General features: G+C 69.0%; 11 protein-coding genes and 1 pseudogene. 5 read left to right on the top strand and 7 right to left on the bottom strand.

Features of this window, described 5'->3' with window-relative positions:
- Positions 1 to 111: 111 nt before the first annotated feature.
- Positions 112 to 2,028, top strand: coding sequence for a heavy metal translocating P-type ATPase (locus tag H9X80_RS01300; RefSeq protein WP_204792555.1), 1,917 nt, complete (start codon positions 112 to 114; stop codon positions 2,026 to 2,028).
- 25 nt (positions 2,029 to 2,053) lie between these two features.
- On the opposite strand, the gene H9X80_RS01295 is transcribed toward H9X80_RS01300, so the two are convergent.
- Positions 2,054 to 2,617, bottom strand: coding sequence for a flavodoxin domain-containing protein (locus tag H9X80_RS01295; protein WP_204792554.1), 564 nt, complete (start codon positions 2,615 to 2,617; stop codon positions 2,054 to 2,056).
- A gap of 181 nt (positions 2,618 to 2,798) precedes the next feature.
- Between H9X80_RS01295 and H9X80_RS01290 the strand changes: the two genes are divergently transcribed.
- The 4 genes and pseudogenes from H9X80_RS01290 (at position 2,799) to H9X80_RS01270 (ending at position 5,958) form a co-directional block, all read left to right on the top strand.
- Positions 2,799 to 3,383, top strand: a complete 585-nt coding sequence (locus H9X80_RS01290) for a TetR family transcriptional regulator (RefSeq protein ID WP_204792553.1) — start codon at positions 2,799 to 2,801, stop codon at positions 3,381 to 3,383.
- On the top strand, positions 3,380 to 4,048 hold the full coding sequence (locus tag H9X80_RS01285; RefSeq protein ID WP_204792552.1) for an alpha/beta hydrolase: 669 nt from the start codon (positions 3,380 to 3,382) through the stop codon (positions 4,046 to 4,048). The genes H9X80_RS01290 and H9X80_RS01285 overlap by 4 nt, the downstream gene beginning before the upstream one ends.
- Before the next feature lie 105 nt (positions 4,049 to 4,153).
- Positions 4,154 to 5,046: pseudogene (locus H9X80_RS01275) on the top strand (aldo/keto reductase).
- A gap of 144 nt (positions 5,047 to 5,190) precedes the next feature.
- Complete coding sequence (locus H9X80_RS01270) at positions 5,191 to 5,958, top strand: 4Fe-4S binding protein (protein ID WP_204792550.1); 768 nt, start codon at positions 5,191 to 5,193, stop codon at positions 5,956 to 5,958.
- A 107-nt stretch (positions 5,959 to 6,065) separates the two neighbouring features.
- On the opposite strand, the gene H9X80_RS01265 is transcribed toward H9X80_RS01270, so the two are convergent.
- The 6 genes from H9X80_RS01265 to H9X80_RS01240 all read right to left on the bottom strand — a co-directional run bounded on the left by H9X80_RS01265 (position 6,066) and on the right by H9X80_RS01240 (position 12,570).
- Positions 6,066 to 6,869, bottom strand: coding sequence for a PhzF family phenazine biosynthesis protein (locus H9X80_RS01265; protein ID WP_204792549.1), 804 nt, complete (start codon positions 6,867 to 6,869; stop codon positions 6,066 to 6,068).
- Complete coding sequence (locus tag H9X80_RS01260) at positions 6,866 to 7,471, bottom strand: flavodoxin family protein (protein WP_204792548.1); 606 nt, start codon at positions 7,469 to 7,471, stop codon at positions 6,866 to 6,868. Before H9X80_RS01260 ends, H9X80_RS01265 begins: the two co-directional genes overlap by 4 nt.
- Positions 7,472 to 7,731: 260 nt before the next feature.
- Entirely contained in the window at positions 7,732 to 8,373 is a 642-nt protein-coding gene (locus H9X80_RS01255) for a TetR family transcriptional regulator (RefSeq protein WP_204792547.1), read from the bottom strand.
- 151 nt (positions 8,374 to 8,524) lie between these two features.
- Positions 8,525 to 9,301, bottom strand: a complete 777-nt coding sequence (locus H9X80_RS01250) for a transglutaminase family protein (RefSeq protein ID WP_204792546.1) — start codon at positions 9,299 to 9,301, stop codon at positions 8,525 to 8,527.
- A 164-nt stretch (positions 9,302 to 9,465) separates the two neighbouring features.
- Complete coding sequence (locus H9X80_RS01245; protein WP_342590844.1) at positions 9,466 to 11,592, bottom strand: circularly permuted type 2 ATP-grasp protein; 2,127 nt, start codon at positions 11,590 to 11,592, stop codon at positions 9,466 to 9,468.
- A 468-nt stretch (positions 11,593 to 12,060) separates the two neighbouring features.
- Entirely contained in the window at positions 12,061 to 12,570 is a 510-nt protein-coding gene (locus H9X80_RS01240) for an HD domain-containing protein (protein ID WP_204792544.1), read from the bottom strand.
- Positions 12,571 to 12,593: the final 23 nt, after the last annotated feature.

Below are 12,593 nucleotides of genomic sequence, written 5' to 3'. Positions count from 1 at the left end.
TGCCCCTTGGTCGTCCCCGGCGCCCCTTCTAGAATCATAACCGAACAAGTTGTTCGCTAACAGGCATATTGTTCGGCTATAAGCCGTTATCGTGCCGGAAGAGGGGAGAAGATGCTCAAGCGATTCACGGACTTCCTGGCAGGCGCGCCCATGACCATCGTGGCAGGCGTGTTCCTGCTGCTCGACCTTGTCCCGCACCTTACGGAGGAGTTCACGGGCACGGCTGCGCTTGAGCTGCCGCTGCCCTTTGACCCCGCGTGGGTCACGATCTTCATCAGCGGCATTCCCTTGGTGTACCTGGGCCTGTGGCGCATCCGCCACAACAAGGGCATCTCCAAGATCTCCTCGGCGCTGCTGATCGACGTGGCCATGGTCGCGGCCATCGCCATCGACGAGCTCTTCGCGGCCGGCGAGGTCGCCTTCATCATGGCCCTCGGCGCGATCCTGGAGGACGCGACCACCGAGCGCGCCAAGAAGGGCCTCAAGAACCTCATCGCGCTCGCGCCCACGATGGCGTGCCGCGTCACGGACGGCGTCGAGGAGGAGATCCCCGCCGAGCAGGTGCGCGTGGGCGACGTGCTGCGCGTGCGCCCCGGCGAGACCATCCCCGTGGACGGGCGCATCCTCGAGGGCGAGACCTCCGTGGACCAGTCGGTCATGACTGGCGAGTCCCTGCCGCAGGACAAGGGCCCCGGCGACGACGTCTTCAGCGGCACCATCAACCGCTTCGGTTCCATCGACCTGACGGCCACCAAGGTCGGCGAGGACAGCTCGCTCTCGCGCCTCATCCGCATGGTCGAGGACGCCGAGAACAAGCAGGCACCCATGCAGCGCATCGCCGACCGCGTGGCGAGCTGGCTCGTGCCGGTGGCGCTGGGCATCGCCGTGGTCTCCTACCTCGTGACGGGCGACCTCGTGAAGGCGGTCACGGTGCTCGTGGTCTTCTGCCCGTGCGCGCTCGTGCTCGCCACGCCCACGGCCATCATGGCGGCAATCGGCCAGGCCACCAGGCACGGCGTCATCATCAAGAGCGGCGAGGCGCTCGAGCGCATGGGCAAGGTCGACACCGTGGCCTTTGACAAGACGGGCACCCTCACCTACGGGCGTCTCGAGGTGAGCGACGTGCTCCCGCTGGGCGGCGCAGCCTCCGGCGAGAAGGACGGCGCGGGCGAGAAGGACGCGCTGCTTGCCCTGGTCGCCTCCGCCGAGTCCCTGAGCGAGCACCCGCTCGGCCGCGCGGTCGTGGAGCGCGCCCGTGAGCGGGGGCTTGCCCTCGCCGAGCCCGCAGGCTTCTCGATGGACGCCGGGCGCGGCGTGCGCGCCGAGGTCGGCGGGGCCGAGGTGGTCTGCGGCAGCGTCACCTACCTCTCCGGGCGCGGCGTGGACTGCGCGGCGGCCGAGGGCGTGCTTGCCAGCCTGCGCGCCGAGGGAAAGGCGACCGTGCTCGTGGCCTCGGGCGGAGCGCTCGTCGGCGTCATCGCCCTCTCCGACGTGCTGCGCCCGGACTCGGCGAGCATGTGCGAGCGCCTCTCCGGCATGGGGGTCCGCACGGTGCTGCTGACGGGCGACTCCGAGGCCGCGGCGACGTACTTTGCCGGCAAGGCCGGCGTCTCCGAGGTCCGCGCCGAGCTGCTGCCCGAGGAGAAGGTCGCCTCCGTGGAGGCGCTCCAGGCGGAGGGGCGCGTGGTGTGCATGGTGGGCGACGGCGTGAACGACGCCCCGGCGCTCGCGACCGCCGACGTGAGCGTGGCCATGGGCGAGATGGGCTCCGACATCGCGGTCGACGCCGCCGACGTGGCCCTCATGAGCGACGACATCTCCAAGATCCCCTACCTCAAGCGCCTCGCATGCGCCTGCGTGGCTACCATCAAGTTTGGCATCACACTCTCGATGTGCCTGAACGCGATCGCCATCGTGCTGTCGCTCCTGGGCGTGCTCACGCCCGTCACCGGCGCGCTCTGGCACAACGCGGGCTCGGTGATCGTGGTTCTCATCGCCGCGCTGCTCTACGACCGCAAGTTCGAGTGAGACAACGGGGACAGGTTCTTTTGTCTCATTTAATTTTAAATGAGACAAAAGAACCTGTCCCCAACGTCTCATGCAGGGGCTCCAGGTATGCGCGCCGACATCCGTCGAAGCCCGCGCGCATGCTCTCAAGCGCCACGCCGTCGCGCGTGTTTCCCTCGCGCGCGCTCTTTCTGAGCATAGCGAAGTAGGCGCGCATCATGAGGCGGTCCGCGAGGCTGAGCTGCTCAAAGTGGAAGTTACCCTGGCAGTAGCACCACGGGAGGTCGGGGTAGCGCTCGGCGGGAAAGGAGCGACGGAACGCCTCCTCGTGCTCCGATGCAGGGTAGTCCGGACCCGGCATGGGCGTGGCGCCCACCGCGACCACGGCGTAGCGCTTCTGGGGATGCGCGGCCATGTAGGCTTGGAACCGCTTGACACCCACCAGCGACGCCGCGTGGAACCAGCTGCAGAAGACGACGAGGTCGCAGTCTGTCCCACGAGCGTCCAGCTCCTCGAGCGGCGCGACGGGGCAGGCAAGGTCCTCGGCGAGCCAGGCGGCGTAGGTCTTGGCCGATCCGGTCTGCGAACAGTACACGACGAGTGCGTCCATGGCGGCTCCTTCGCGGGTGTCTGGTCTCAAGATACCCGCCTCGCGCGGCGCGCCCGCGTCCATGACGCAGGCCTTACAGGAAGCTGACGGAACGCCCCCCGAGGATGGCCGGCCTTCTTCCAAAGACGCTGCCGAACCGCCGGCGTATCATGTCGGCAAGGTAGAGAGAGGGGGGGCTTCCGTGGTACTCACCGGCACAGAGGACCTGCGCGTGCAGAAGACCGTGGGCGCCATACAGGAGACCTTCAAGCAGCTGCTGCTTGAGAAGCCCTATGAGAAGATCACGGTACGCGAGCTCTGCGAGCGGGCGCGCATCAACAAGAAGACGTTCTACCGCTACTACGAGACGCTCGACTACCTGCTTGCCGAGCTACAGGGGACGTATCGCGACGCCTACCTCGCGCGGACGCGCGACCTGCGCGTGCCCGAGGACACCGAGGCCATCACCCACGAGTTCGTCCTGTTCTCCTGCGGGCAGGACGAGGTCTACGAGCGCATCACCTGCGACCCCTCGCTCGCGCGCATCCAGCGCGCCATGACCGAGGGCGTGCTCGCGTCGCGCCGCTTTGACGAGTCGGCCTTCTCGGGCGTTCCCGAGGGCGAGGCGAGCCTGCTGGTCACGTTCGTCCAGACGGTGCCGCTCACGCTCTACCGGCGCTGGGTGGCCGACGGCAAGCCCCTCGCACCCGAGCGCCTGGCCGACATCGCCTGTACGCTCGTGCTGGGCGGGATGCACGGGCTGGCGCGTGGGGGAGGTGCGCGATGACATACGTTGACGAGAAGAACCTCGAGCTGTTCTTGGGTACCGCCGGTCCCGCGGCCCCGGCAATCTACGTGGTCGACTTGCCGGAGCACCCGTTCGACGTGGTGGCTGCGGCACAGGGCCTTTCCGCGACGGTCGTGCGCGTGCCGGTGCGCAACTGGGACGACAGCCTGACGCCGTGGCCCGCGCCGGGGCTGCGACCGGGAGAGCCCGACTTCGGCGGCAACGCCGCGTCCACGCTGCGCGAGCTCACTGAGGAGACGATTCCACAGGTCGAGGCACGCCACGAGCTCTCCCCCGCGCGACGCGCCGTCTGTGGCTACTCGCTCGGTGGGCTCTTCTCGCTGTACGCGTTCGCGCAGAGCTCGTACTTCTCCGCCTGCGCGTGTCTCTCGGGATCGCTCTGGTATCCGGGCTGGGTCGACCATCTGCGGGGCCTGCCCCTAGAGGGCGCCGGCCGCTATGTGTACTTCTCGATAGGAAAGAAGGAGCGCAAGGCCGGCCCGCCCGTCATGCGCACGGTACAGGACGACATGGAGGCGTGCGCGGAAATCCTGCGCGGGCGCGGCTGCGCGGTCGACGTCACGGTCGGCCCCGGCAACCACATGCAGCACCATACGGAGCGCCTTTCCGCAGGACTTGCCGCGCTCGACGGGTTTCTCGCCTGACATACGGCGGCGCGGGCCCCATATGCGCCGCTTTTGGCCAAAGAGGCGCATATGCCACCCCTGCGTCAGAAGTGCCCATCGACCTGAGGTTCTTCTCGCCGTTAAATGAGGCTGAGAAGGAGCTCGGGAAAGGAGCGCGCCATGAGCGAGCAGACCTACGTCACCCTGAACGACGGCAACAAGATTCCGCAGTTTGGCTTGGGGGTGTACATGGTGCCCGAGGGCACGGAGACCGAGACCGCGGTGCGCACCGCCCTTGACCTGGGGTATCGTCACATCGACACCGCCCACGCCTACCAGAACGAGCGCAGCGTGGGCAAGGCGGTCCGCGAGAGCGGCGTCCCGCGCGACGAGGTGTGGATTACCTCCAAGCTCTGGCCGAGCGAGTACGGCGAGGGCGTCACGGCGGAGGCCATCGACAAGATGCTCGCCGCCTGGGAACCGACCACATTGACCTGGTGCTCCTTCACCAGCAGTTCGGTGACTACCTCGGCGCCTGGCGCGACATGGAGCGCGCCGTTGCGGCCGGCAAGGTCCGCTCGATCGGCCTCTCCAACTTCGAGAGCGACCGTCTGGAGGAGGTGCTTGGTGCCGCCACGATCAAGCCGTCCGTACTGCAGGTGGAGTGCCACCCCTACTACCAGCAGGGGGAGCTCAAGAAGCACCTGGCCCCGTACGGGACGGTGCTCGAGGCCTGGTACCCGCTGGGCCACGGCGACGCGGGGCTTCTTGCCGAGCCGCTCTTCTCAAAGCTGGGCGAGAAGTACGGCAAGAGCCCGGCTCAGGTGATTCTGCGCTGGCACATCCAGGAGGGCACGATCGTCTTCCCCAAGACCACCAACCCCGCGCACATGGCCGACAACATCGACATCTTTGACTTCGAGCTCACCGACGAGGAGATGGCACAGGTTCGCGCGCTCGACCGGGGGCAGCGCTACTTCACGCTCGGCCTCGAGGAGCAGGAGGCGGCCCTCTCCGCCTTCACCCCGGCGGACTAGGGGCTGCGGCCCGGGATGTGCCGGCGACCCTGCTGCGCACGCTCGACCGGCGGCGATTTGGCGAGTGAATTTGGAACCGTGCGTCTGACGGCCCCGTGCGACGGAAACAATGAAATTAGGTGACGTCGTGGAGAGGGGCTTGGCATGCAGGTTGTTCAGATTGTTTTTAGTCCGACGGGCGGCACACAGCGCGTTGCGGACATCATAGCGGGCGCGCTCGGGAAGCCGGCGGAGCGGGTTGACCTTACCAGCCCGACCGCCGGCTTCTCCTCGGTGCACCTGGACGAGGAGGACCTGGTCGTCATTGCCGTGCCCTCGTACGGCGGGCGCGTGCCGGCGCTTGCGGCGGAGCGCCTCGCGCAGGTGCGCGGGCACGGGGCCCGCGCGGTGCTCGTGTGCGTGTACGGCAACCGCGCCTACGAGGACACGCTCGTCGAGCTTGAGGACGTTGCGAGCGCGGCGGGGTTCCACGAGGTCGCGGCCGTGGCGGCGGTGGCCGAGCACTCGATTCTGCATCAGTACGCCACGGGCCGGCCGGACAGCGCCGACCGTGCCGAGCTCGAGGGCTTTGCGCGCCGAATCGCCGAGAAGCTCGCGGGCCAGAACGCCGACGCGGCGCCGACGGGCGTCCCGGGCAACCGCCCGTACAAGCAGGCCGGCGGCTCGGCGATGGTGCCCAAGGGAGACTCCTCCTGCGTGGCGTGCGGCCTCTGCGCGCGCCGCTGCCCCGCGCAGGCGATCGACCCGGCCAGCCCGCGCAAGACCGACCCCGAGCGCTGCATCGGCTGCATGCGCTGCGTGAGCGAGTGCCCGCAGGGGGCCCGCAAGGTCAGCGGCGCCCTGCTCAAGGCCGCGGGCCTCGCCCTCCGCAAGGCCTGCTCCGAGCGCAAAGGCTGCGAGCTCTACCTGTAAGGGCAAGGGGGCATTCCTCGCGGGGACGCCCGCGGAGCGCGAGGGCGTCTCGGTCTCTGTGGTGGAGGAGCGCCGGATAGCTGCCGGCGCGTAGCCCCCAGGGCGCCTCAGCCGACCTCGATCGTCCCCTCCAGGTAGAGCGCCCCGTGGCCGGAGATGCGAACGGAGTCCCCGCAGTCGCGGCACCACACCGTGCCCGTGCGCTCGGAGGGCTCGAAGCAGGTGAGCTCCGCGCGGCCGAGCCGGCCAGACCAGTACGGGACAAGAGCCGACTGCATGGACCCGCAGACCGGGTCCTCCGGGATGCCGAGCTTGGGCCAGAAGGCGCGGGCCACGTAGTCATAGCCCGCGGCAGGCGCGGTCACGTAGAGCGAGAGCCCGTGCTCGAGGCGCTCCACGGCCGCCGTGTCAGGCCGCAGGTCACGCACCGTCGCCTCATCGGCAAAGACGGCGACCACGTCGCGCTCCGTGACGAGCAGCTCCGTCGGCTCCGCCCCGCAGGCAGCTGCGACGGGTCCCGCAAGCTCGGGCGGTGCGGGCGTGGGGACGATGCGTGGGAAGTCCATCTCGGTGCGGTCCCCCACGCGCCGGCAGACGAGCCGGTGCCCCGCCATCGGGGCGTGAAAGACGATCTCGTCCGCGTTCTTCTCGCCAGTGCGAAAGAGCACGTAGGCGGTACCGAAGGTCGCGTGCCCGCAGAGGTCGATCTCCGCGCGCGGCGTGAACCAGCGCAGGTCGTAGGTCCCGTCGTCGCGGCGCACGCAGAAGGCGGTCTCCGAGAGGCGGTTCTCGGCGGCTATCGCGCACATGAGCCCGTCGTCGAGCCAGTCCCCCAGCACGCAGACGCCGGCTGGGTTGCCCGTGAGCGGCCGCTCGGCAAAGGCGTCCACCACCCAGTACCGCAGCCTCATCGGAGCGCCTCCCCCTCGTCGTCGAGAAGAACGCTGCGGCCGAACTCCCGCGCACGTCTGAGGTGGTCCGTCTCGGCGATGCGCGGACGGCCGTTGGTGTCCCCGCAGCCGCCGGCAAGGTACGTCCCGCGGTCGCGGCAGCCGATGTAGTTGACCATGGTGAAGCGATAGTAGGAGACCGCCTGGTCAAAGGTCCAGAAATAGTCGTCCGCCGAGGTCATGAGCAGCGCCGAGCTGTGGACCGGATAGCGCTCGTAGCGGCCGAGCGGCGGGTGCGGGTCCTCCTCGGCAAGGCAGTAGAAGCGCTCGATGAAGGCCTTGAGCTGCGAGGATATGGTCCAGAAGTAGAGGGGGCTCGCCAGGGCGAGAAGATCTGCCGAGCGTACCTTGGGCGCCAGCTCGTTGAAGGCGTCCCTCTGCACGCAGGGCTTGCCGTAGCGGCACGCGTTGCAGCCCAGGCAGCCGTTCACCCGGCTCTGTGCAAGCGAGACTATCTCGACGTCGTGGCCCGCCTCGCGCGCGCCCTCGGCAAAGGCGTCAACGAGCTGCGCGGTGTTGCCGTGCGGCCGCCCACCGCCCCGGACGACGAGGATGTGCTTCATGGGAGCCCCTCTCACGCTTTCCTGAACGTCATTCTACCTGCGCCACGGTTCTTCTCGCCTCTGTCTCTGGTGGATTTAAGACAAGGAGGGGAGGCGACGCCATGAACGCGTCATGGTCAATGGGGGCACCAACAAGAACGGCACCACGCACCGCGCGCTCGAGAAGGCGGCTGACGACGGCGAAACGGTGGTAGGAGACAGCCTGGTCGAAGGTCCGGAAGCAGCCGTCGGCTGGGTCCAGGCGCCCTTGTCCCGGCCGGTCAGCGCGCGCAGTGGGCGAGGCACATCCCGATAAAGTCACTCATCTCGGCGCGGAAGTCCACCACGGGCCGCTCCACGCCCAGCTCGTCGAGGGCCTGCGCCACGAGTGGATTGCTCGCGCAGGTGCCTGTGAGGCCCACCGCGTGGTGGTAGGCGGTCTCCAGCAGCCAGCTCACGCGGTCGGCGTCGATCGGCAGGATCTTGGGCAGGCGCTCGGCCATCGCGCTGACCATGTCGTAGTAGCAGCGCTTGTACTCCACGAGCCTGGCCAGCGTGACGTTGGTCTCCACGATGGTGAAGAGCAGGTCGCCCAGGCGGAAGTAGTCGCGGTGGGCGTTGGCGATCCCGGCCCAGACCTCGGCCACCACCTCGGGCGCCAGGCCGCAGCCCTCGGGCAGCGCGGCGAGCAGCGCCTGGTAGTAGGAGACGCACTCGTCCGAGGAGAGCAGCAGGAAGATCTCCTCCTTGGTGCGCACGTACTTGTAGAGGTTGGCGCGCGACCATCCGAGCTCGTCGGCGATGGTCGAGAGCGTGATCTCGTGGTAGGGGTGCTCGGAGAACTGCCGCCGTGCGACGTCCTTGATCTGGTCGAGGCGCTGTTCCTTCTGCTCGGCGCTTCGCGCCCTGATGAAATCCGGCATGGGTCCTCCGTGTGTCCTGTTAGGTTAAGTATAGCATTCCTAAGAGGAAACTAGATAAAAGAGCGTTACTTAACCACAGGGTGCGGGGGATCCGGCGAGAAGAACCTGCACAAGAGCTGCGCAAATGCCGTCAGGGCAGCGTTCTTCTCGTCTAGAGTTCGACCTCGTGGACCGAGGCGTTGACCCACTGGGTCTGGTTGACGTAGGCGCCCGAGAAGAGCCCGATGTCGATCTTGGTGTCGCGGTAGTCGCGCCCGTGGCCAATCACGATGTAGGAGTCCCCGGCCGGCCGGTCGTGCGTGGGGTCCAGGCCCACCCACACGCCACGCTCGTCGTAGACCTCCACCCAGGCGTGCGTGGCGCCCTCGCCGTCGAGCATGCCGGCGATGTAGCGCGCCGTGAGCCCCACGTGGCGGCAGACGGCCAGCATCACGTGCGCGTAGTCCTGGCAGACGCCGCGCCCCTGCGCAAGGGCCTGCTCGGCGGTGGTCTCCACGGTGGTGGAGCCGGGCGTGTAGGCAAAGGCCGCGTACACCTCGTGCATGACCTCGCTCGCCCGAGCCACGACGCTCGCCCCCTCGCCGAGCGCGGCGATCCGTGCGCGGCAGGCCTCGACGAGCGCGCTTACGGCCGGGCCGGGCGTGGTGAGCGGCGTGTCAAAGCGGTAGAGGGGCTTTACTGGGTTCGACTTGGCGTTGGCCACGTCCACGAAGGCGATGCCCGTGACGGCGTAGGAGAAGTGGTCGTGCGGGTTCGGCAGGTAGCCGGTGGCGACCACCGAGGAGAACGAGTCGACCTGCATGTCGAGGTGGCACGGTGGGTCGACCTCCAGCTTGACGTCGACCACCTGCTGGCGTGCCCGTGTGGCCGGTACGCAGCGCAGCTGGAAGCGGTGCTCGGTCACCGGCCCGTCGAAGGTCAGCCTCATCTCGTAGTCAAACGCGAGCTTCTTAACGCGGACCCCCGTCCCGGATTCGACTCGTAAGGTGGTAGGGACATCATGCCACCCTGCCGGCGCGCCCCCGCCGCCCTCACGCGGTCGGGGCGCCCGAGGGCGGCGATGCGCGGGCTGCGGATCATGGGCCGCCGCCCTCACGCGGTCGGGGCGCCCGCGCCGGAGGGGGAGGCGAGGATCTCGCAGAGCCGGTCGTCCGCCGTGGGGTAGCCGCGGCCGGGCAGCTCCTCGGCGAGCAGGCGCATGCCGGCGGCCACGCACTCGGGCAGCGGCGCCCGGGCGAGGGCCGTGGAGTAGCTCGCGAGCTTGCGCAGCGGAGCGTCCAGCAGGTCCGCCGGCAGCGAGAAGCGCGTGTAGAGGTCGATGCGCTCGATGTACTTGCCCAGGAGCAGCAGCGCCTTGAAGGCGGGGTCGGCCGGCGAGTTCTCGATGCCGCCCCAGAAGGCGAGCAGGTCGTCGGCGATGTTTCGGTGGTCGAAGAAGTCGCCGGCGGCCGGGGAGAGGCGGATCGCCTCGTCGAGGTTGGCCATCGCGAGCTCGAGGTACTGCAGCAGGCGCGTGCCGAGCTCCGGGCGCAGGATGGTCGCGTTGTTGAACGCAGCCGTGAGCGCGCTGCTCACCGAGCCGGGGTTGCCCGTGTCGTAGAGTAGGCTGTGGACGAATGCGTCGACGTCCTCGAAGTCCTCGGGCAGGTCGAGCGCGTGGGCAAGAGGGCGGAAGGCCTCCGGCCCGGCGTCGAGCATGCGGTCGCAGTAGGGGTAGAAGAAGGCGAGCGTCGTGTAGACGCGCTCGGTGTAGCGGCCCAACCAGTAGAGGTTCTCGGACTTCGAGGCCGTCACGAGGGAGAGCGCGTGCGGGCGGGTGCGCAGGGACTCCTCGGGGAAGAGGCTCGGCGTGGCGCTCTCGCTACGGTCCGCGGCGCGCGCGTCCTTCTCGACGTCCTTCTCGCCGGGCGTGGCGCCGCTGCCTGGGGTGCCGCCGGCCGGTGCGGCCGCCGCCTGCGCGTCGTCCTCCGGGGAGAGCACCCAGGTGTCCTTGAAGCCGCCGCCCTGCGAGGAGTTGACGATCATCTGGCCCTCGACGAACGAGCAGCGCGTGAGGCCGGAGTACCAGACGTGGGTGTGCTTGCCGGTGAGCACGAAGGCGCGCAGGTCGCACTTGCGCGGGACGCGCTCGCCGCTGGCCGGGTCCACGACGTCGATGTCGCGGAAGTCGATGACCTCCTGCGCGATGAAGCGGCGCGGCTCGGCCTCGATGCGCTCGGCGCGCTCAGTCGCGCCGAGGGAAGAGCCGAAGACCACGCCGTAGCCGCCGGCCTCGGAGACGTCCTTGATCACGAGCTCGCCGAGGCGGCTCAGCGCCTCGCGCCGGTCCTTCTCGAAGAAGGGCAGGTAGGTGGGGGCGTTCTGGAGGATGGGCTCCTCGTGGAGGTAGTAGCGGACCATCTCGGGCACGAAGTAGTAGATGCCCTTGTCTTCGGCGGCGCCGTTGCCGGGCGCGTTGACGATGGCCACGTTGCCGGCGCGGTAGGCGGCGAGGATCCCGGGCACGCCGATGAGCGAGTCGGGGTTGAAGGCGAAGGGGTCGAGGTACTCGTCGGACAGGCGCCGGTAGACCACGCCCACGCGGTGGTGGCGTCCGGCGTAGTCGCGCAGGAAGACCTGGTTGTCCACGACCTCGAGGTCGTCGGGGAAGGCCAGGGTGGCGCCGGTCTTCTCGGCCAGATAGGCGTGCTCGGAGAAGGCCGAGTTGTAGCGCCCCGGCGAGAGGATCACGGCGATGCCCTGCGTGGAGACGAAGTCCATGGTCTTGCGGAGCAGCCGCGGGTAGTCGCGGTTGTCGCGGATGCTGTGGTCGCGGAAGAGGCGCGGGTCGGTGTGGCGCTCGATGTCGCGCACGAAGAGCGGGTAGCTCGCGCCGGAGGGGATGCGCAGGTTGTCCTCGAGCACCCACCAGCGGCCGTCTGCGCCCTGGACGAGGTCCTCGCCCGCGATGTGGGCGAAGATGCCGGCGGGCGGGGTCACGCCGTTGACCTGCGGCAGGTAGCCCGGCGAGGTGTAGACGAACTCCTCGGGCACCACGCCGTCGTGGACGATGCGCTTGTCGGAGTAGACGTCGCGCAGGTAGGCGTTGAGCGCGTCCACGCGCTGGCGCAGCCCGGCCTTGAGGCGGTCGTACTCGTCGGAGGCGATGATGCGCGGGATGGGGTCGTAGGGGAAGAGGCGGTCGTGGTACTCGCCGTCCTTGTAGACGCCAAAGCGCACGCCGTTGCGCGCGAGCTCGCGGTTGATTGCCTGCTGGTGGTGACGAGGCTCTCCGCAAGGCGCTCTGCGGTGGTTTCGATCATGGCGACTCCCTCTGGTTGCTTGGGGCACAGCCCCCCGAGCTAGCCTACGGCGTCCGTGTTGCGCACGTCTGACGGGCTTGTTGCCGGTAGAGGACGGCCGTGTTGCGGGCGGGGGTCGAGGGCGGCGGCGTGGGGCGGCGGTGGGCGGTCCCGCTTGGCCGCGCGTGCGCCCCTGCGTAGGGTACGTACACCCCCCCGCGTAGGGTACGTACACCGCCGAGGCCCCGACGTCCTTCTCGCCAACTCGTCTACCTGCGGAAACGTCGGACAGCCCGGCGAGAAGGACGTCGGGAAGTGTACGTACCCTACGCAGGGGGTGTACGTACCCTGCCGCGAGCAACGTGTCAGGGCGTTGGGGCGGGTGCGTGGACCGGGCGCGGCCCGGCTATGCGTCTAGGCCGTACATCGCGTGCAGGAGGCGCGTGCCGGTGGCCGTGCGGAAGACGCGCTCCCCGGCCGCCCGGACGGCCTTCTCGCTGGCGTCGTCCTCGTAGAGGTTCACGAGGAGGTCTGCCTCCACGAGCGCCTGGTGGTCGGGATCGGTGATCGACGCGTAGCTGTGGTGGTGCCCCACGAGCCAGGCCACGCGCTCGGTGACGTCGGGCGCAAAGCCCGCCGCGGCGAGCAGCTCGCGCGCGGGGGCCGGCCCCTCCTGCTCCTGGAGGCGCCCGTCGCAGCGGCCGTACTTCTCCTCCGCCGGGTGGATGCCGACGTCGTGCACGATGGCGGCGGCCTCCAGCGTGAGGAGGGCCGGGTCCGCTATGCCTTCGCCGAGCCCGATCGTGCGGGCTAGGCTGTGCACCTTGAGGAGGTGGTGGATGCGCCGCGGGTCGCCGCGGTCAAAGTCGACCATCCGCAGCATGAGGTCGTGCAGCAGCGCGTCTCTTCCCGTCATCGTGCGGCTCCCTTCCACGGAGC

It is taken from the genome of Olsenella profusa (assembly GCF_016900315.1).
Taxonomy (GTDB): Bacteria; Actinomycetota; Coriobacteriia; order Coriobacteriales; family Atopobiaceae; genus Thermophilibacter; species Thermophilibacter profusus_A.
This window is presented reverse-complemented; position numbering and strand designations above follow the sequence as displayed.